The 17,816-nt window shown below is 43.7% G+C and carries 27 protein-coding genes; 25 read left to right on the forward strand and 2 right to left on the reverse strand.

The genetic code is table 11. From position 1 onward, the window contains the following. Window positions 1-223: 223 nt before the first annotated feature. From ACJJIO_RS18700 to ACJJIO_RS18760, 13 genes are all read left to right on the forward strand, one after another. On the forward strand, window positions 224-571 hold the full coding sequence (locus tag ACJJIO_RS18700; RefSeq protein ID WP_444909421.1) for a hypothetical protein: 348 nt from the start codon (window positions 224-226) through the stop codon (window positions 569-571). A 126-nt stretch (window positions 572-697) separates the two neighbouring features. Beyond that, window positions 698-994 carry a hypothetical protein gene (locus ACJJIO_RS18705; protein ID WP_444896912.1) on the forward strand — a complete coding sequence of 99 codons (297 nt, stop codon included), beginning with the start codon at window positions 698-700 and terminating at the stop codon, window positions 992-994. A gap of 497 nt (window positions 995-1,491) precedes the next feature. Further along, window positions 1,492-1,821, forward strand: coding sequence for a hypothetical protein (locus tag ACJJIO_RS18710; RefSeq protein ID WP_444909422.1), 330 nt, complete (start codon window positions 1,492-1,494; stop codon window positions 1,819-1,821). A 91-nt stretch (window positions 1,822-1,912) separates the two neighbouring features. Further along, on the forward strand, window positions 1,913-2,260 hold the full coding sequence (locus tag ACJJIO_RS18715; RefSeq protein WP_444909423.1) for a hypothetical protein: 348 nt from the start codon (window positions 1,913-1,915) through the stop codon (window positions 2,258-2,260). Window positions 2,261-2,328: 68 nt separating this feature from the next. Continuing rightward, complete coding sequence (locus ACJJIO_RS18720; protein ID WP_444898736.1) at window positions 2,329-2,571, forward strand: hypothetical protein; 243 nt, start codon at window positions 2,329-2,331, stop codon at window positions 2,569-2,571. Window positions 2,572-2,694: 123 nt separating this feature from the next. Continuing rightward, window positions 2,695-3,093 carry a hypothetical protein gene (locus ACJJIO_RS18725; protein ID WP_444909424.1) on the forward strand — a complete coding sequence of 133 codons (399 nt, stop codon included), beginning with the start codon at window positions 2,695-2,697 and terminating at the stop codon, window positions 3,091-3,093. Between the two features lie 360 nt (window positions 3,094-3,453). Further along, a complete protein-coding gene (locus ACJJIO_RS18730; RefSeq protein WP_444909425.1) occupies window positions 3,454-3,639 on the forward strand; it encodes a hypothetical protein in 186 nt (61 codons plus the stop codon). A gap of 828 nt (window positions 3,640-4,467) precedes the next feature. After that, window positions 4,468-5,490: a hypothetical protein gene (locus ACJJIO_RS18735; RefSeq protein ID WP_444909426.1), complete on the forward strand. Its 1,023-nt coding sequence runs from the start codon at window positions 4,468-4,470 to the stop codon at window positions 5,488-5,490. A 785-nt stretch (window positions 5,491-6,275) separates the two neighbouring features. Then, a complete protein-coding gene (locus ACJJIO_RS18740) occupies window positions 6,276-6,686 on the forward strand; it encodes a hypothetical protein (protein WP_444909427.1) in 411 nt (136 codons plus the stop codon). A gap of 137 nt (window positions 6,687-6,823) precedes the next feature. Beyond that, complete coding sequence (locus ACJJIO_RS18745) at window positions 6,824-7,060, forward strand: hypothetical protein (protein ID WP_444909428.1); 237 nt, start codon at window positions 6,824-6,826, stop codon at window positions 7,058-7,060. Next, window positions 7,057-7,530, forward strand: coding sequence for a DUF8453 domain-containing protein (locus ACJJIO_RS18750; RefSeq protein ID WP_444909429.1), 474 nt, complete (start codon window positions 7,057-7,059; stop codon window positions 7,528-7,530). Before ACJJIO_RS18745 ends, ACJJIO_RS18750 begins: the two co-directional genes overlap by 4 nt. 125 nt (window positions 7,531-7,655) lie before the next feature. Further along, window positions 7,656-8,234, forward strand: coding sequence for a hypothetical protein (locus ACJJIO_RS18755; RefSeq protein ID WP_444909430.1), 579 nt, complete (start codon window positions 7,656-7,658; stop codon window positions 8,232-8,234). A gap of 87 nt (window positions 8,235-8,321) precedes the next feature. Then, window positions 8,322-8,996 (forward strand): hypothetical protein, encoded by a 675-nt coding sequence (locus ACJJIO_RS18760; RefSeq protein WP_444909431.1) that lies wholly within the window; start codon window positions 8,322-8,324, stop codon window positions 8,994-8,996. 21 nt (window positions 8,997-9,017) lie between these two features. Here ACJJIO_RS18760 and ACJJIO_RS18765 read toward each other — a convergent pair whose 3' ends face one another. Then, entirely contained in the window at window positions 9,018-9,959 is a 942-nt protein-coding gene (locus tag ACJJIO_RS18765) for an IS110 family RNA-guided transposase (RefSeq protein WP_444909432.1), read from the reverse strand. Window positions 9,960-10,246: 287 nt separating this feature from the next. Here ACJJIO_RS18765 and ACJJIO_RS18770 point away from each other — a divergent pair, with 287 nt between their 5' ends. From ACJJIO_RS18770 to ACJJIO_RS18825, 12 genes are all read left to right on the forward strand, one after another. Next, window positions 10,247-10,522 carry a hypothetical protein gene (locus tag ACJJIO_RS18770; protein WP_444909433.1) on the forward strand — a complete coding sequence of 92 codons (276 nt, stop codon included), beginning with the start codon at window positions 10,247-10,249 and terminating at the stop codon, window positions 10,520-10,522. Window positions 10,523-10,587: 65 nt separating this feature from the next. Next, window positions 10,588-11,118: a hypothetical protein gene (locus ACJJIO_RS18775; protein WP_444909434.1), complete on the forward strand. Its 531-nt coding sequence runs from the start codon at window positions 10,588-10,590 to the stop codon at window positions 11,116-11,118. Between the two features lie 234 nt (window positions 11,119-11,352). After that, complete coding sequence (locus ACJJIO_RS18780; RefSeq protein WP_444909435.1) at window positions 11,353-11,577, forward strand: hypothetical protein; 225 nt, start codon at window positions 11,353-11,355, stop codon at window positions 11,575-11,577. 90 nt (window positions 11,578-11,667) lie between these two features. Then, a complete protein-coding gene (locus ACJJIO_RS18785; RefSeq protein ID WP_444909436.1) occupies window positions 11,668-12,066 on the forward strand; it encodes a hypothetical protein in 399 nt (132 codons plus the stop codon). Between the two features lie 91 nt (window positions 12,067-12,157). Next, on the forward strand, window positions 12,158-12,700 hold the full coding sequence (locus tag ACJJIO_RS18790; RefSeq protein ID WP_444909437.1) for a hypothetical protein: 543 nt from the start codon (window positions 12,158-12,160) through the stop codon (window positions 12,698-12,700). Beyond that, a protein-coding gene (locus ACJJIO_RS18795; RefSeq protein WP_444889693.1) for an IS3 family transposase occupies window positions 12,678-13,861 on the forward strand; the annotation gives its coding sequence in 2 pieces (ribosomal slippage) (window positions 12,678-12,960 and window positions 12,960-13,861; 1,185 coding nt in all). Before ACJJIO_RS18790 ends, ACJJIO_RS18795 begins: the two co-directional genes overlap by 23 nt. Then, complete coding sequence (locus ACJJIO_RS18800; protein ID WP_444909438.1) at window positions 13,858-14,289, forward strand: hypothetical protein; 432 nt, start codon at window positions 13,858-13,860, stop codon at window positions 14,287-14,289. Before ACJJIO_RS18795 ends, ACJJIO_RS18800 begins: the two co-directional genes overlap by 4 nt. Window positions 14,290-14,874: 585 nt before the next feature. Next, window positions 14,875-15,177 carry a hypothetical protein gene (locus tag ACJJIO_RS18805; protein ID WP_444884527.1) on the forward strand — a complete coding sequence of 101 codons (303 nt, stop codon included), beginning with the start codon at window positions 14,875-14,877 and terminating at the stop codon, window positions 15,175-15,177. Continuing rightward, window positions 15,153-15,698, forward strand: coding sequence for a hypothetical protein (locus tag ACJJIO_RS18810; RefSeq protein WP_444909439.1), 546 nt, complete (start codon window positions 15,153-15,155; stop codon window positions 15,696-15,698). The genes ACJJIO_RS18805 and ACJJIO_RS18810 overlap by 25 nt, the downstream gene beginning before the upstream one ends. A 156-nt stretch (window positions 15,699-15,854) precedes the next feature. Continuing rightward, window positions 15,855-16,070 (forward strand): hypothetical protein, encoded by a 216-nt coding sequence (locus ACJJIO_RS18815; protein WP_444909440.1) that lies wholly within the window; start codon window positions 15,855-15,857, stop codon window positions 16,068-16,070. Window positions 16,071-16,193: 123 nt separating this feature from the next. Next, window positions 16,194-16,466: a hypothetical protein gene (locus ACJJIO_RS18820; protein ID WP_444909441.1), complete on the forward strand. Its 273-nt coding sequence runs from the start codon at window positions 16,194-16,196 to the stop codon at window positions 16,464-16,466. Window positions 16,467-16,572: 106 nt separating this feature from the next. Then, entirely contained in the window at window positions 16,573-17,070 is a 498-nt protein-coding gene (locus ACJJIO_RS18825; protein ID WP_444909442.1) for a hypothetical protein, read from the forward strand. 49 nt (window positions 17,071-17,119) lie between these two features. Here ACJJIO_RS18825 and ACJJIO_RS18830 read toward each other — a convergent pair whose 3' ends face one another. After that, window positions 17,120-17,644 carry an IS110 family transposase gene (locus ACJJIO_RS18830; RefSeq protein WP_444909443.1) on the reverse strand — a complete coding sequence of 175 codons (525 nt, stop codon included), beginning with the start codon at window positions 17,642-17,644 and terminating at the stop codon, window positions 17,120-17,122. Between the last annotated feature and the right edge of the window lie 172 nt (window positions 17,645-17,816).

Below are 17,816 nucleotides of genomic sequence, written 5' to 3' on the forward strand. Positions count from 1 at the left end.
ATTTTTCCCTGTAAATTAATCGGGTAGTGGCCAGCCAAAGGTGTCTGGCAGAGAGCAAGTAGGTCGTTCAGTACGCGCCAGCTATAACTAGGCCAGGCAAGATCGCCCAGCCAGAGGCTGGGCTGGACAGCCTACGCTTCGCTTAGGCTGCCCTTGCTGGCAACGTTATGCGTAAATTATGATTTGCGAGAAATGTAAGAAAAAATTTAACCCAGGCGTTTCCTTGGGTGAGTCTCGAACAATGTTTGGTGTCTGCGAAGACTGCGGAACCAAACTAAAATATGAAGAAGTTCCTGAAGGTTTTTTATATGGTGCTGTCATGGCAGTGGCCAGTACTCCTTTCATATTCTTTGCGCTTTTTGATTGGGTGTTGCTTCTCCAGATGGGAGCCTTTATTGCTTTGTTAAGTTATGGTGTGTATTACATGACTAAGAAATTTGGTGGCGTCACTTATCATTACTCTTTAAAGGAATTCGAGAAGAACAATATTTTTTTAAAGTTTTTATCTTTTTTGGTGGGTGCAACAGTCGTATTTTTCTTTAGCATGTTGTTGTTGAAGCTTAGTGTGTAGTATACGCATAACAAAGCGTTGCAGCACGACGCCAAAAGCTGTGCGGCTTTTGCGGTCGCTGCGCTTATACCACAAAAACCGCCCAACTTTGGCCGCAGCTGAACGCGGCGTTAAATGTACTCGAAGATGAATGGCATTGACCTAAAGCCCGCAGCAATAATGATTACTTTTTGTCTTCTATTTGGATTGGGCATCCAGTACTTCACTGGATTCTACTGGCTAACAGCAATGTTACTGGTAATGATCGCTGTTTTGATTAATGGCCTCATCATCTTCAACGAAGATCTTGATGAAGGAGGGTTCGATCATCAAGTAGGAGTGACTGATACACCTGAAGCCAAAGCTGAACAAAGTAAAGCCAATAAAATCCAAGTGGCAATAATAGTTCTACTTATCATAGGCGCAGTGTGGTCTTACATTTAACAAATCAATTAACTACGCGCCTTCGGCGCCCGACAGCTTACACTCCGCTTCGCTGCGTTTCAGCTGCGGGTTATTGAGGCGTTATGTTTAAAACGTATGGAAACTATAGATCTAATTAACTCAGAGCTTATTCGGCTACGAGAATCGTTGAAAACAAAGTCTAAGTCAGAGCTAGAAGGCTACGAACGTACTCCTATAAAAAAGGAGTACGACGTGTTCGGTAAGAAGTACCCTTTAGTAATATTTAGCGAAGTAGACCCAGACGGTGCTTTAAGTGTGATAGCCGAGATTACTAAGTACCACTTTTTCGGAACATCTACGTCATATTCTCAGGGCTTTAAACTAAAAGAAGGCTCTATTGTAGATCTTACAGAGCAGGAGCTATGGGAGTTCGACTAAAACATAACAATACAATCAACGCCCGCCAGCAAGCTGGCTCGGACCTCCGTTCCGGCGCTTCGCGCCTGCACTGCGGCCCGTTATCGTAGGCGTTATGAGTGTTGAATAAGTCGATGTTAATCTTTGCATTGCTGTTTTTCCTATTGGGTGTGGTGCTTTTCCTATGGGCAACAGCTTCCGGTAAAGCACTTATTGCTTTGATTAAAAAAGAGCGGCCGAAAGTGCATGAGAAATATTTCTCAGCATTAAATGGTTCGTATTACTATTGGATCCTAATTTTAAGTAAGACAGAGTTTGGTCGAGAGAATTTCTCTGATGAAATTCTGCGGTTGCGGACTAGCGTAGCTAAGAAATATAAGGCATCTCTTTTATGTGTTTTAATATTTGCAATGTTGTTGCTAGTCAGTACACTCATAACCAGCCAATGAACTTCACTCCAGCCCTTCGGGCTTCCGCCGGACAGCCTACGCTATGCTCCGGCTGCCGGTTATTGGGGCGTTCTACATCAAAGGAGAAACGATGAAATCTACTGTAATCATGATTATGACGAGCATAGTGCTATTTGGCTGTGCTACCTCAAACGAGCTACCACCAATTTCACAAATCAAACCATCCGTAGCCGAAGAAGGATCTTTGGCAAATGAGAAGCTTATCGCCGATGCCACAGCAGGCCTTATCGAGTCCGCAAATATTCGGGCAGATGCCAAAATTATAAAATTTGTAATTCAACAGCCTGTGGGTAGCGTTGGACAAAGAGCTTGGCGTGAAATGTGGATCGTCAGCCCAGAAAGCAATCCGATGCAATTCATTATCACTTTCAGAGAGACTGGCTTAAATGCTGCCGACTTTGAAATCCAAGAAATGTAGAACAAGTCAAAGCACGCGGACGTCGCTACGCTCCGCCGGTGTTTGAGGCGTTATGCGGCCGGTTGAGAATGGCTAAGATAATTTTTTACTTAGGGATTTCGATCTTTGTTTACACACTGATAGCAATAGCTACAGGAATTCCTGAGTTAGTGGATTTTGTTCCGCTGAGTTGGGTGCAATCTACACCGGAAAATGGCTATTACAAGGTTGTTCCCTCAGATAGCCCTAGTGTTAGCAAGTGGTACACGCTTGGTATTGCCGTCATACTAATTTTGGCTGGCTACTTTGCAGGCGGCCCTAGAAAGAAATAGTTTTATTCACAGTGCGAGGTCACGCATAACCAGGCCAGGCAAGATCGCCCAGCCGGAGACTGGGCTGGACAGCCTACGCTTCGCTTCGGCTGCCCTTGCTGGCAACGTTATGTGTAAATCTGCATGAACCAATATCAACATTCACCCGGTCGATTTCTTGAAGTAATTGTTGGCTTGATTACGCTAACAATATCGCTAATCTTTTTCGGGTTACTCACAATACTGGTTGTAAATGCATCATTCTCGTACCCAACTTTACTTGGTGCAGCAGCATTAGTTCTCTGTACATATTGGTTTGGGGCAATATCTATTCGCCTGCTGTTCAACAGACCACAGAAAAATGGTGGGCTCTTCTCTATAGGAGGTCTAAAATTTTGGTGCATTTTTCTCGGAGTAACTTCTGTTGCAACTGTCTTGCTTGCTACATACTTAGGACACTTTGGGGCAGCAGTCGGTAGCATTGGCTTATCTATAGCGTGCTATAAAGGCTGGAAAATGGCATTGGCTCGTGAAAACACATAACAAACGCAAGCAGGATGCTGCGGCCCTTCGGGCCTCCGCGGGACGCCCAACGCTATGCACGTTTTGTGCGGATCGCTACGCTCCCAGTTTCGCACAGAACGTGCATAGCATTGGTCGCCCCTGTTGCGGGCGTTAGAGTTTTCTCTATGCTTGTACTTACGACGAAGTGGCGATGTTTCTTTTACGTGGTGAGTGTCACCTTAATTGTTCTATCTATTTCGAAACACAACAACGTTTTCAACAACTATCCGCACCTCGAGTCAATAGTCTTTCCTTACATTTGGGCGGTTGGCATCTTATTTTTTGTCATAGGCTCTATATCTAGTCCCAAAAATAATTCTTCTAATAAATATTCTACAAATGGCGGGCAGTTTAATGATGCTGGAAAATGCGGCCCGCCACATGGGCACTCGGGTTGGGGCGATGGAGGCGGGTTTACTGGTGGAAGTGACTAACAACTCTAACAAGCGCCACAAATTCGCCCGCGACGAACGCGGGCTGGGACCTGCGCGGCGTAGCCGCTCCGGCCCCTTTGGCAAACGTTAGAAGTTAATCCAAATGAGGAAAGATGCCTATCTTGTCAGTGGTTACTGCGTACTTTTGCTTACTACTTTTCTAGTTGGAGCTCTCCTATTCATGTTTGCCCCATCGGATGCCAGCCGAGAGCAAGTTATCGCACTTAACCAATTGGAGCGTGTAGTTCAAGATGCAAGTCTATCAAAAGACCCTTATGAAGATCCGAAGAAGAAATTCGGGCTCATAGTGGTACTCCACAGTTATGCGGTTGAATCTAATAAAATCTTTGAACAAACATATGAAGCTATTCGACTCATCTTCGTTTGCTTATTCTTTTGTTCAGTATTTTTGGTAGTAGGTGCAGTCCGATTTGCTCGAAGTACAAAATGACTTCTAACAAGTACAACCAAACGGCCTACGGCCTGGGACGCGCTTTACAAGCGCGCCCTTGTTGCAGGCGTTATTGTGGCGGTCAATTTTTAGATAGTTTGTAGTTGCTGCAAGTAACAATCTCTACCTGAACACACTTCAGCAGAGAGTTCTCCTGCAAACTGGTACCGCAGTTTCGTTCAAGTGCCTTCGTTTTAAGCCAACAAGTTCTGCAAGTTAGCTGCCGCATCGTGGAGTGCCAGTCAGTTAGTTAACCGTTGGGGAAAGTATGGTATTTTCCCCTGTAAATTTATCGGGCAGTGGCTAGCCAAAGTTGGCTGGCAGAGAGCAAGTAGGTCGTTCAGTGCGCGCCAGCTATAACCAGGCCAGGCAAGATCGCCCAGCCGGAGGCTGGGCTGGACAGCCTACGCTTCGCTTCGGCTGCCCTTGCTGGCAACGTTAGGCAGAAGCAACACGAGAACATCATGTATGGATAAAAGCACTTCTAAAAATTATATTGCGATTGGACTGTTAATTGGTGTCATTGCGCTAACAATTCTCCAGATATTAAATGCTGATACGACAACTAAAACAGAGTCTGCATTATTTAATATCCTACAGTTCATATTCTCGGTTGGGTTTTCTTGGATTATATCTAGTTATTTTAGTGAACTATCATTTTTAGAGTCTCAAAAGAAATTTGCCATCGGCGCCTTTCGTCGCATCAAAGAGATTGAAAGATCCATTGGTCGCGCACAACATTTATTGACTAGTGAAAAAAGCATTAGCGACGGGAAGCAGGAGAGTAATCACAATGCTGTCATGATGAGTCTTTTAAGTGCACAGGATGCTGTAAACTCATCAGTTGCTGATTGGGGTGACATAATTGGAGATGAAATACATTTAACAAAAGAAATTGACCGACTAAAAGGATTGAGGAAGTCTGCGGATAAATTCGAGCGTGAATATCTTGATAATCTGAGAGTAAGAAACAAAAGCGATGAAGAGATACTCAAAGAAATCAGCGAATTAAAAGCGGAGTTGCCAGCATCATTAAAGGTAGAAGACGACGAGGATGATTCTTATCAATACGAGCTGGCGGAATCCTTATTGAGAAGTGAGATTGAAAATACCGGAAGAATTGAGCTGAGGGGATTCTGGGAAAAAGACGACTCATTCAAAGGTGATCTTTCAAATATTAAACCGGGGGACACTTTATATATATCGAGAGGATTCACTGAGAGTCGCCCCAATGTAATGTTGGCTTTCGATGAAAGCGATAACTGGGTTGGAATCATTACAAATAAATTTATCCAAGAAGATGATGAGATTCATATGGACTATGACTCTTTTCTTGATTTCTTTGAGCATTGTATAGATTACAAATTAACCCCAAAACATTTTGGTGGCACACCTTTGCCTATAAAAATGGCAGAAATAGATGATATTAATGAGGCTGGTTATCAGCATTTTAGGGCTTACCTCTCAGCCTCGGATTTGCCTAACAAGTAAAGGCAGCGGACGCATAAATGCGCCGCTGCTTTAGGCGTTATTGTGGCGGTCAATTTTTAGATAGTTTGTAGTTGCTGCAAGTAACAATCTCTACCTGAACACACTTCAGCAGAGAGTTCTCCTGCAAACTGGTACCGCAGTTTCGTTCAAGTGCCTTCGTTTTAAGCCAACAAGTTCTGCAAGTTAGCTGCCGCATCGTGGAGTGCCAGTCAGTTAGTTAACCGTTGGGGAAAGTATGGTATTTTCCCCTGTAAATTTATCGGGCAGTGGCTAGCCAAAGTTGGCTGGCAGAGAGCAAGTAGGTCGTTCAGTGCGCGCCAGCTATAACCAGGCCAGGCAAGATCGCCCAGCCGGAGGCTGGGCTGGACAGCCTACGCTTCGCTTCGGCTGCCCTTGCTGGCAACGTTATGTGTCAGGTGCTATACGTTCCGTGCTTAAATTGAAATTAGAATACGTAGCCAATGAATGAAAAGTACATCACACCATGTTACTGGGTACTGTTCATAATACTGCCGACGTTTATCGCAGGAATTATTGTTGAGGCCTTATCAATGCCCAAGTGGGTGCTGGTTGTCGCAATCATTTTGTTATTGATAGTTGGGGAGCATGGACTAAGAAAATGGGCTGGTATTTTTACTCAAAAAAAAGGCCGTAGATGACCTGCGGTGTATGCACATAACAAGGCAATTAACTTCGCTCCAGCCACTTTGTGGCTTCCGCCGGACCTCCGCTTCGCTCCGGCCGGTTATTGCGGGCGTTAGCTTCCTTTGAGTATGGTGATTAGTTTGAACGATTATTACTTGAAACAGTTTGATGACGAGCTAATTGAGATAAATCTGTGCAAAGACTGGGTAGAAAATGAAGACGGTCGACTTGACTATGCAGAGATTGAAAAAGGCCAGCTTACAGTTGTGGATGGTCAATATAGCTTCACATTAAATCTAGAAACCACGAAAAGCCTTGTGTCTGAAGATATCAAATACGCAGGGAAAATGGCATTAGAATTGCTGCCTGGCTGGCTAAAGCTTCTTGAAGAAAAAGAGCTGCTAGACCTTAAAAAAGAAGCATTGTCTACTATTGACGTAACAAGCGAAGGCACCGAACTGAGATTTGTTGGTATATCAGTGAATGGAGAAGGCGGTGCGTATTTTGAAAGAAAAAATATGCATGAATGGGAGTTCTGGGGACTATCGTAGCAAATGTTGAAGCTAACAAGTTGGTGCACAGGACTAAATTTCCGCTACAACTTTTGCCATGGCTACGCCATTCTATGGCAAAAGCCTACGCTCCAATTTAGCATGTGACCAAGGCGTTACACGTACAAGGAGATATCGTGATTAAAACTGACCATATATCAATTCAGTGTCCTCAATGTGGTCATACTGAATTTGAGCAGCCGGAGAATGTAAAGGATGATGACTTTGTAAAGTGCAATAGCTGTCATTTTGAAATCATGCTATCTGATCTAAAGGAAGTTGGCATCGAGCAAGCTAGAGAGGTGGTTATACCTGAAGCAAAGGCGGAAATTGAAAAAATGCTAAAGAAGGCATTTAAAGGTCGCTTTAAATGAGTAAATTTGAGATTTTGAGCTTACTAATTTCTACTTTAGCTGCTGTGATTTCATGCGTCTCTTTAGTAAGGACAAGAAAACTTGCTAAGGAACAAATCGAACTTGAGAAGGTTACCGCTGAGCTATCTAGGCTTCAAATTGAAAGTATTGCCGAAGAAAAATCAAATAAGACCAAGCCAAAGTTTAATGTAACTCTCACCAAGTTGGGCAAATCATACAATTTTTATATATCCAATACTGGCCAAGGCAGTGCCTACAATGTTGATTTTGACCTAATCGATTGTAGTGACACCCCATTATCAACTCGTGAATTGCAGGATATGTTCCCTCATCAAGAAATGAAGCCGAACTCAAGAATTAAACTCATGGCTGCAATTCATATGAATAGTCCCAGAAAGTATCAGGCTAAGTTAACCTGGGAAAATGAAGGCGGGGAAAAATATGAAGAGATATTCTGGCCAACCATGTAGTACGTGTAACAAGCGCAGGCAATCTGACCGTCAAAAATGTCACGCCTTTTGTGCCAAAAGCCGCGCCATTTTAGCCGGCAGTTACTGCGGGCGTTATGCATCTCTAGTAGGCATGGAGCCAAATTTTGAAGAATAGAAAATCCCCTGTCGGGCAATACATAATTGAAGGTATAGGCGATAATGATGACGCCTATGAATATATTGAAGATCTACTGCCATTGATCGGCGAGGTCGTTCTATTTTTTAACTCACTAGAATCAGACATCGATCAACTGATTTGTGGAGATATCTCCGACCGAACCGACCATAAAGGTTTGTTGGTTCTACATAATATGATGTATGGGACAAAGGTTGATTTGTACGAGCGCTTTAAGAGTGAAGAGCTACGAATGTGCGGCTGGGATTTACATTCCTTTAAGAATTTAATATCAAATTTGAGGGAGTGTGGCACTCTTAGGAATCGAGTAGTACACGCTAACTGGCAGCATACCAACGAAGAAGGCTATACCCATGTTCGCTTCAAGATGGGAAAGGAAGGCCTTGAGCACGAATTTTTACAATTCTCAGTAGATTCTCTCAATCAAATTATTCAAAAAATTATCGATGCTAGAGAGGCCGTAGAAAAATTTGAAGAGGAGCTTGAGGAAAAGCGCTATGAGTGGCAAAGGGAAGCGGCTGAGAGGCGTGCGAAGAACGATGCATAACAAAGCCAGCCAGAGGGAACAAAAAACCGCCGCTTCGCTCTGGTTTTTCGTCCCCTGCTGGCGGCGTTAGGCGAAGGAGAAATCGAAGTGCTTCGGATAATAATATTACTCTCATCTGTATTGCTTCCTATCAGCGTATTCGCCACGGCGCAGGCACCGGACTATCTGATTTACAAAGAAGAGCGGCATCGTTTGCATGTAAATCCACTTGAAGAGCTGTTTCTAATGAAAAAAGAGTTGAGGCCTAAAGGTGGGGTAATGTCCACGGGCAATTGGCGAGGATACGTCGCAACATTTGAAATCAAGCAAGGATTTTTAACTGTTAGTGATATCACTATCGAAAAACGTGATCCAGATAAAGATAAAGAGCATAACTATTTGACGGAGTCAGTGCTTAAAAAGGTATTTCCAAATCAATCTGCCAGGAAAATGGATTGGTTTTCAGGCTTGCTTGTCGTTCCTCTTGGTAAAAGAACAGGCTATGTTCATCTTTCATATGCGTCTCGCTATGAAAACTATCTTGTAATTCGCATAAAAAGTGGGCGAATAGTCGAGTCAGCTCAAATGAATTCTGATGAATACCTGGATTTTAAAACACGTCAATTTAAAGTGTTCAAGAGTACTTCTGAGTATAAGGCTCTATACGAGGAGCTAAGTAAGGATGGTGGATCGGAAGATGAATTCGATTTGGAGAGTTTCATATTTCAAATGGGTGGGTTTACACACAAAGTTGATGTGCCGTTTGAATCGCCTAACAAGTGACTATGGTCCTTTGTCAAGTATTTAAGCCATTTTCTCATCCCAGTAAGTGCCGTTTTTTACCATTGTATTTAGGATGGTAAGTTGCTTCCTCATACATGCGATAAGGGCTACTTTCTTTGGTTTACCAGCAGCGACCAGGCGCTCATACATTGGCTTTAATTTAGGGTGGCATTGTATTGCCGACATCATAGAAACAAACAAAACCGTGCGTACACGATGTCGCCCACCTCGAATATAGCGCTTACCCTGGAAGCTGCCGCTATCACGATTCATCGGGGCGATACCCACAAGTGCCGCAATCTCTTTGCGGTTCAGCTTGCCCAGCTCAGGAAGTTCGCTCATTAGCGTGTAAGCCAGTACATTGCCGACTCCTTTAGCGCTTAATAAGAGATCGCGTTTTTGTCGCCACTGGGCAACGCTGTTAACAAGTTTATCAAGTTGCTTATCGACTCCTTCTAGCTCTTTTTTGATGGCCTTTAAGATAGCCTGAATGGGCTTGTGAACAGACTTAGGCATTCTCTTGAGGCGATTCTTTTGCATTGTGCTCATTTCTAAGCACTGGTTCCTGACCGTCAGCAAATCACTGATATTTCTTAGTTTTTTTGGTTTGATCGATGACAATCTTGGCTTCATTGCTTCACCAAAATGTGCGATATCAATTGCATCCAGCTTATCTGTTTTTGCGAGCCGCCCCGCTGACTTTGCAAAGTTTCTTACTTGTGAAGGATTGCAAACAACTATCGGCAGTCCCGCTTTATGAGCAGCACAGACAAATTCTAATTCTAGCCTTCCTGTGGACTCGATCAATACTCTTTCAGGTTTAAGAGGTTGTAGTTGTTTAATGGCATCCTTAATACCATTTTTATCATTGGTAACACTAAAGAATTGGCCAGTAGGTCTCACATAAATATCGAGTTGTTTACTGCTGGTATCGATACCGACATTGATCTCTTGAGGTTCCATAAGATAAGCTATCTCCGCCTTGCTATTCGGGCTCGAGGCCCACATGACTATTCGAGTTATGCCTAGTGAGTGTCTGTCACGTTCATACTTGTTATCGGTCTTTATGAACCAGCGCAGCAGCGAACTGTGACAAACAAGGCCTTCGGTGGCCGCCGAAGGTGGGTCTCAATTTACCCGTTAGCGAAAAGGATTTTCAACATCAGAATCGGACAAGAACAACCATACAAGTCAAAGCACACCGACACGCTAAAGCGTGTCGGTGTTTGAAGCGTTAACTTCGAAATACGATGAAATATATATCTGGCGAATCAGTAGAGCTATACGACATTGTCGAAAGCAATGAGGGTGGAACTTGGGTTCAAGCTACAGTCGTTTTTATTGCTGATACAAAGAAAGCAGCTAAAGAATGCCAGTGGCTTTTAGATGAAACACCTGAGTGGGCAGAGGATTCGATTGCTATCTGCTGGAATTACTCTCAAGAACTAGAAGACATCGATGATAGATTACTGTTCACCGATACAGAAAATAACGATGAACTTAGGTTTATCAGAAGACAAAGTTAACAAGTCAAAGCACACGGACCTTCGGCCTGGCGGCCTCGGTCAGTGTTTGAGACGTTAGTTTAAATATGAACCGAAAGAAATCGTTATCGATTCTAGTTTTAACAACTCTATTAATAGGGGTTGTTTTCTCTATGGTGCCTTTTTTTTCATCGCTTCAGCCTAATTCTAAAGCTGAAGCAGCTCTGTTTAGGCTAGATATATCAAAGATTAATAATGGAGAATTTATAATTTTTGATCACCCAAACTACGGTGATTCAATCAGAGGCTATAAATGGAGCGTAATGATCTACAAAAGCCATAGTGGCTCCATTACTGCTTTTGATATTCCCCGCAAAGGCAAAGCAACAGGGCTTCCCGATATGTACTGGTGGAGGCCTGCTTGGCCATGCTTTAATTTTGGGCCAACCTTTTCAGGAAGCAAGGTTGATGAAAGCATGCCCATTAAGTGCCACGACAACAGAGAGGAGCTTGACTATTGGCTTCCCCAGGTTGAATGGGACCTAAGCGGAAAAACCATAAAAGGAGGCATGGATAATATGCTCCCAACATTAGGTACACTTGAGGGAAAACACTTTGTATTTGGAAAACGAAACTAACAAAGGCCAGCACAATCGCCAAATACAAAAAACGAATTTGGCTGGACTCACTACACTGCGTTTCGCTCGCCTGTGTGGCCGGCGTTATGCATTATGACTGAGTTCCTACATAAGTTTGCATGCTTTGATTGCCAAGTCGCATTTAAGCGTAGGGCAATAGAAGATACGTCGTCTGGATCGGCTCACCAGCCGGATTCAGAAATGATTCATGTCTGCCCAAATTGCGGTCATCGCATGGCATTCATGGGACGCAATTTTGCAGCGCCATCAAAAGCAGACGCTTCTGCTTGGGAAGCAGCAAAGCGCCTTTGGGAGGCTGGCTTTCGTTTTGTGGGTAGTGGTTATCACAGTGATCCTCTACTGCCAAAAAGTAAATCCGGAATCTCGGCATTTATAGAGCAAAACCCTGAGCACAAGCAGAGAATTGGTAAACAGCTGGAGTGGGCAAAATATGTATAACAAGCCGCAGCAATCGCTCCCGTTGGTCGCTGGGACAGCCAAAACGCTGCGCTCATTTGTCTGCCCCTGTGCGGGGCGTTAAGCATAAGCATGATTAAATATCTTTGGATTCTCATAGCATTTACTTTTTTGCTGTCGGCTTACAACTGGTACGAAGAAGGTTATTTCAGTTTTTTGGGCTTTTGCGTAGCAAACCTTGGCGCTGTAGCTACGCCAATATTGGCTACTCTGATCCTGCAAGGTGTTTCTAAATTATCAGGCTTGCCCGATCTACCATTCAAATTTTCGGCCGTCCTTTCTGTGGTCTTAAGCCTGGTTGCATATGCTTACTACGCCTTGAACGGTCGCGCTGAAAACTCAGGCACATCAGCCGCACAAATGCATGTTATCGTGGTACCAATAGTGCTCTTGTCTTTTACTCTGTTAACATCGTTAATGGCTTTGGTGACAAGCGTTGTATTTAAGCTGTCGGAGGGGAAAAATGCTTAACAAACACAGGCAGATTGCTCCGCCCCTTCGGGCCTGTGCGGGACGGCCTACGCTACGCTTCGGCCGCCCCTGCTGTGGGCGTTAGGGCTATATGAACACATTCTTATCTTTTATAGCAGCGATCTTTGCACCAGCGTTTATAGTGACTAGTTACTATTTATACGGTCAATTTATGATATTCGAAGCTGATGATCCGTATATCTGGGTAAGAACTAGTATGTGGCTGTACATGACGGTTCTTGTGTCTGGCGCATTTGTCTTTTCACTTGGAGGACCTGCGTTTTTTCTTCTTAAGAAGTTCAATTTTATAAAATGGTGGTCCACAATTGGCACTGGCTTTATTTTAGGCGCTGCTCCAGTTGCAGTCTTTACACTACCTACATATGCCACATCCGCATCAGTTAATGGAGTTCAAACAGTTGTTGACGGTGTACGCACTTTAGATGGTTGGTTTCAGTATGTTTGGGGCTTTTCCTATTTCGGTGCCCTTGGAATGGCTGGGGCCTTGGCTTTTTGGTTGGTATGGCGGCACGGCCCTAACAAAGCATTGCACCGGACAATGATCTTGCCCCGTTTTAACGGACACCAAAGTCAAACAGACGAGGTGTCTTATGCCGAAATACAACAAACCTAGAAAGACTTGGCAGTATTCAAACGAATTCAAAGTGAAAGCGGTAATGCTTAGCTTGATAGAGGGTGTTCAAGTTAAGGAAGTGGCCGAAACTCTCGACATTCACCCTTTCATGCTGTCACGATGGCGAAAAGAGTTTCAGGAGGGGAAGATTGTGGCAGATAAACGAAGAAAGCTTACTGGTGTAGTCTCTAAAGCAGAGAAAGAACTTTCTAGAGTAAAGCGTTTAGAGGCGGAGAATCGTAAATTAAAGCAGGAGCTTGATTTGTTAAAAAAGTGGCAACGGTTTCTTGCGGAGGAACATCAGCAAGATATCGATTCATCCAGAGGTTCGGATCAGAACTAGGTATCAAAAGAACTTGTCAGTGGCTGGGAGTATCGCGCAGTGGCTATTATGATTGGCTGAAGAGGCAGCGATCGCACCGAAAACACCAAGATGATGATCTAAAGGTTCAGATTCAAAAGATTTCGGATGACTCTGCAGGGCGCTATGGTAGTCCAAGAATTTGGAAAGCCCTGCTGACCAAGGGATATGAAGTTAGCCGTAAGCGCGTAGCCCGGCTGATGCAGGAATTAGGAGTCGTAGCCAGAGTTACGAGAGTGACACGTAGGGCACCAGGCATAAAGCGTTTCCTAGCCTCTGGGGAGAATCTTAGACCGGATGGAGCTGTGCCTAAAAGCAAGAATCAAGTTTGGGTTGCTGACATAACCTACCTTAAGGTTAAGGGTCAATGGCAGTACTTGTCAGTGGTGATGGATTTGTATTCTCGCCGAGTAATCGGTTGGAGTTTAGATACGAAAAGAACAACAGAATTAACCCGAAGAACCCTGATGAATGCTGTAAGGAAAAGAGGATCCAAACCGGGATTAATATTACACACGGACAGAGGTGTAGAGTACAGAGGGTCCGAGTATCAAAAAGAGTTGAGAAAATATGGAATCCAGCATAGCTTGAGTAGAGCGGGTAAATGTACGGATAATGCCCATATGGAGTCGTTCTTCCATAGCTTAAAAGCTGAACTGATTAGAGAAACTAGATTCCAGACAATGAGCCATCTAAAGTATGCTTTGGCTCGATATATTAATGATTTTTACAACCGTAGGCGGCTGCATTCAGCTCTAGGCTACCGATCACCAATGGAATATGAGCGAATAGCAGTATGAAAAGTAGTGTGTCCGTTTTATCGGGGCAAGATCACAAGCCGGTGAATGCGGCGTTAACCCATATGAGCAAAATGGAAGATATAGAAGTTTATGTGAAGGGAAATGAAACAACGCAAGTGGTTTCATTCCTTAATGAAGAGATTGGTGCATTGTCCTACGATTGCGAAATCGATGAGGGACATACTTTATTCACGTGTAATAAGATTGCGGTTCTAATTAATACTGGCATTCAAGATGGTTATATATCAGTTAGTATCAAGGGTGCAGAAAAATGGAGTTCTGACGTTGAATTTGCTAGAAGGCTAGTGGAGGTTCTTGGGGTTACTGTTCGCTGTGACCCTGGTGTCGAGTTTCCTGAAATTTCGCCTTACTCAGATATTTTCGTTGAAATAAATGAGCAAGGGGAGAGTTTTCTTGAGTGGGGTTAACAAGGCAAAACACGCGACAAGCGCGTGTTTGCGACGTTATGTACCCAGAATATGAGAGATAAACGAGCCATATTTGCGACAGTTGAACTCTGGTGTTCCGAGCGCAAAGGCATTTTTTTCGCAATCTTGGTTACGCTAGGCATTGGAGTACTCTTCCTATATGTCGGCCTGCCTAAAAGCACTGAGCTTGTTTCGGGTGTCGCGCAAGCTCAGGTCTATGATGGCAGCCAAACTGGAAATGAGCCTAAGCTCTCGGTCAAATTAGCTAACGGCAGCTTAGTTCATGTGGCGGTAAGCTCTCCTGGTCAAGTAAAAATAGGCTCAGAACTTTGCCTATATAAAAAGACAAGCCATGCAGGTACAGTACACTATTCAATTAAGGCAGTTGGCAAATGCACATAACAAATTTAGGCATGCGACGTCTGCTGCGCAGCCGCACATGCTAAAGGCGTTATGTTTCAGGAGTAATCGAAGATCATTGCCAAATTTCTTAAAATCGTTAGCGCTTTGGTTTTGGTTCTAGCAATAGGAGTTGTGCTCATATTTGGGTATGCGTTTAATCCTTGGAAAAATGACGATCATGCTATGCGCCAGCAAGTAGAAAGGTACTGCGGTGGATTTGCCACTTACTACACGCAAGAAATGTGGGACGGTACTATCCAAGTGGTCATTCACTCAAGCAAAGTCGGGCCTGAAGCTATCGAGGCAATAAATGGAGAGCTGCCTGTTACAGTTGGCAATGTTCTGGCTTCCGACTTCAGGCAACCAAACCAAGGGTACGGAAAAGGTCTTGTATTAAACGACAACCAGCTTCAGTTCTGCAGCGCAAGCGGTTGTAAAAACATAACAAGCAAAGGCAGCGGATGCGTAAACGCACCGCTGCTTTGAGCGTTAAAGGTACGTCAATGATTAGAGCAGTTCTCGTAATAGTCTCCCTAAGCATAATGTCGGGTTGTGTTGGTTTTGCTGTTGGAACTTACGGGAAAAAAGAATGGGCTAGAACAGAATTCAGTCTAGGGAATGAGAGAAATCAATTCTCATTCGAAAAGAGAGATTCGCCTTACTCAGAACTTGAAATTATCGAACGTTGGGGAAAACCTGATTCTGTAGATCAATTTGAGTATTGCAAAGTACTTATATATAAAGACGGAACGTCGTGGGCTGGTGCTGGAGCATTTGTTGGCGTAGTACCAGTTCCGCTCGCAGTACCAACTGGAACGTATAAGAATCGCTTCTATCTTCGTAACAATGCAGCTGTTGGCTTAATTCAAGAGTACGGAGAAGTAGATCGTGCTGTTGGATATACGTGTGGTAGTAACGAGTGCGCGGCTAGCTCTGGTGAAAAGGTTAATGAGCCTGAGGTTGATCCTAAAGTGGCAGTAACACAGTGGTGTGGCAAGTCCCTTTAACAAACGCAGGCAGTATAGCTCCGGCCCTTCGAGCCTGCGCGGGACGCCCAACGCTGTGCACCTATTGTGCTTGTCGCTGCGCTCCTTTTTAGCACAATGGGTGCTCAATATTGGTTGCCCCTGCTGCGGGTGTTATACATTTAGAGAGATTAATATTTGAAAAATAACGTAGAGTCATTGTCAGGAAAGACATTAAAATCAAAGGTTAAAAAACTGAAGCGCAAGAAAATTCTTAACGATCTAGGGTCAACTCTAATAATTATTTTCTTGTTGCTTGGTATGATTGTGTTTGCTGTGCATGGGCAATGGTTTCTTGTCGGCTCTCTAGCAATATTATTTTTCATTTTTTCAATTGGTACGGTCGGTGATTAACTTGACGCAAGAAAAGTATAACAAGTACAAGTAGGTTGCTACGGGCCTTTGGCCCTTCGCGGGACGGCCTACGCTACGCTCCAGCCTCCCCTGTTGTAGTCGTTAGTAGCTAATAGATTGAACATGAACTATACAGAGTGTGTTGCAGACACAGAGTCAGTTTTAATTGGTCTATCTGAATTGACAAAAGTGCCTTATGTAAAGGGTAATTTCTCCAGATTTGAAGATCAATTTGTAAATTCTGGGAAGAATGAAGCGCGCTATATTCTAAAAGAAGAGGGCTTTGAAATATCAGTCCTATTAGAAAAATATGAAGGCTACTTTTTTGTGTCTATATGCGGAGAGGGTGGCCGTTTTGAAAGAGCTAGAGCTTACCTCGTATCAAATAAAGGCTAAGGCTACTAACAAACGCAGGTAGGCGACGCAAAATGCGCGCGCCTGCTACGGGCGTTAAGCCAAAGTAAAAATGAGATACGTGGAATCAAATTATTGGAGATTAACGGTGCTGGTGCTGTCGATTACGGCAGTTCTGATTTTCTTCCGATTCCATATTTTTATGACGGCAACTCCATTCGAATGCTGGAGTTTTGAGGACGTGTGGGATTACCATCCGGATTCATTGAATCCTTTTTGGATGTATACGGTAGTATTCCTGTTGCTTGCTATCTGGTCACTTTTGGAGTTGGGACTTGGCATAGTTGCAAAAGCCCAGCGATTTATTCCATTTTTTTCGCTCGTTTTGATGCTTTCTGTTCTCTTTGGGCATATGCATTTCTGGCAATCTTTCCAAGTTATGCGTGGAGCAGAAGAGTTTAGTTACTTTACTCTCAAACTAGTTCACTTTAAGCGGCCTGAGCCAGAAGTAAGGCTTTCAGATTTCCCTCCAAGCTGGCAGGAGTATGTGATCGAAAATAGGTGCGCTAAGGGTTTGGCAATTTCAAATATGTCAGATCAAGAGCGGAAAGAGCTCCATAGCAAGTACCTGGAGCTATGGGAGTAAGGGCTTAACAAGTGACTATGGTCCTTTGTCAAGTATTTAAGCCATTTTCTCATCCCAGTAAGTGTTGTTTTTTACCATCGTATTTAGAATGGATAGCCTGAATGGGCTTGTGAACAGACTTAGGCATTCTCTTGAGGCGATTCTTTTGCATTGTGCTCATTTCTAAGCACTGGTTCCTGACCGTCAGCAACTCACTGATATTTCTTAGTTTTTCTGGTTTGATCGATGACAATCTTGGCTTCATTGCTTCACCAAAATGTGCGATATCAATTGCATCCAGCTTATCTGTTTTTGCGAGCCGCCCCGCTGACTTTGCAAAGTTTCTTACTTGTGAAGGATTGCAAGCAACTATCGGCAGTCCCGCTTTATGAGCAGCACAGACAAATTCTAATTCTAGCCTTCCTGTGGACTCGATCAATACTCTTTCAGGTTTAAGAGGTTGTAGTTGTTTAATGGCATCCTTAATACCATTTTTATCATTGGTAACACTAAAGAATTGGCTATTAGGTCTCACATAAATATCGAGTTGTTTACTGCTGGTATCGATACCGACATTGATCTCTTGAGGTTCCATAAGATAAGCTATCTCCGCCTTGCTATTCGGGCTCGAGGCCCACATGACTATTCGAGTTATGCCTAGTGAGTACTTATCACGTTCATACTTGTTATCGGTCTTTTACGAACCGGCCGGGCAGCGAACTGTGATAAACAAGGCCTTCGGTGGCCGCTGAAGGTGGGTCTCAATT

This window comes from Microbulbifer mixtoriginis (SeqCode) (genome assembly GCF_052467235.1).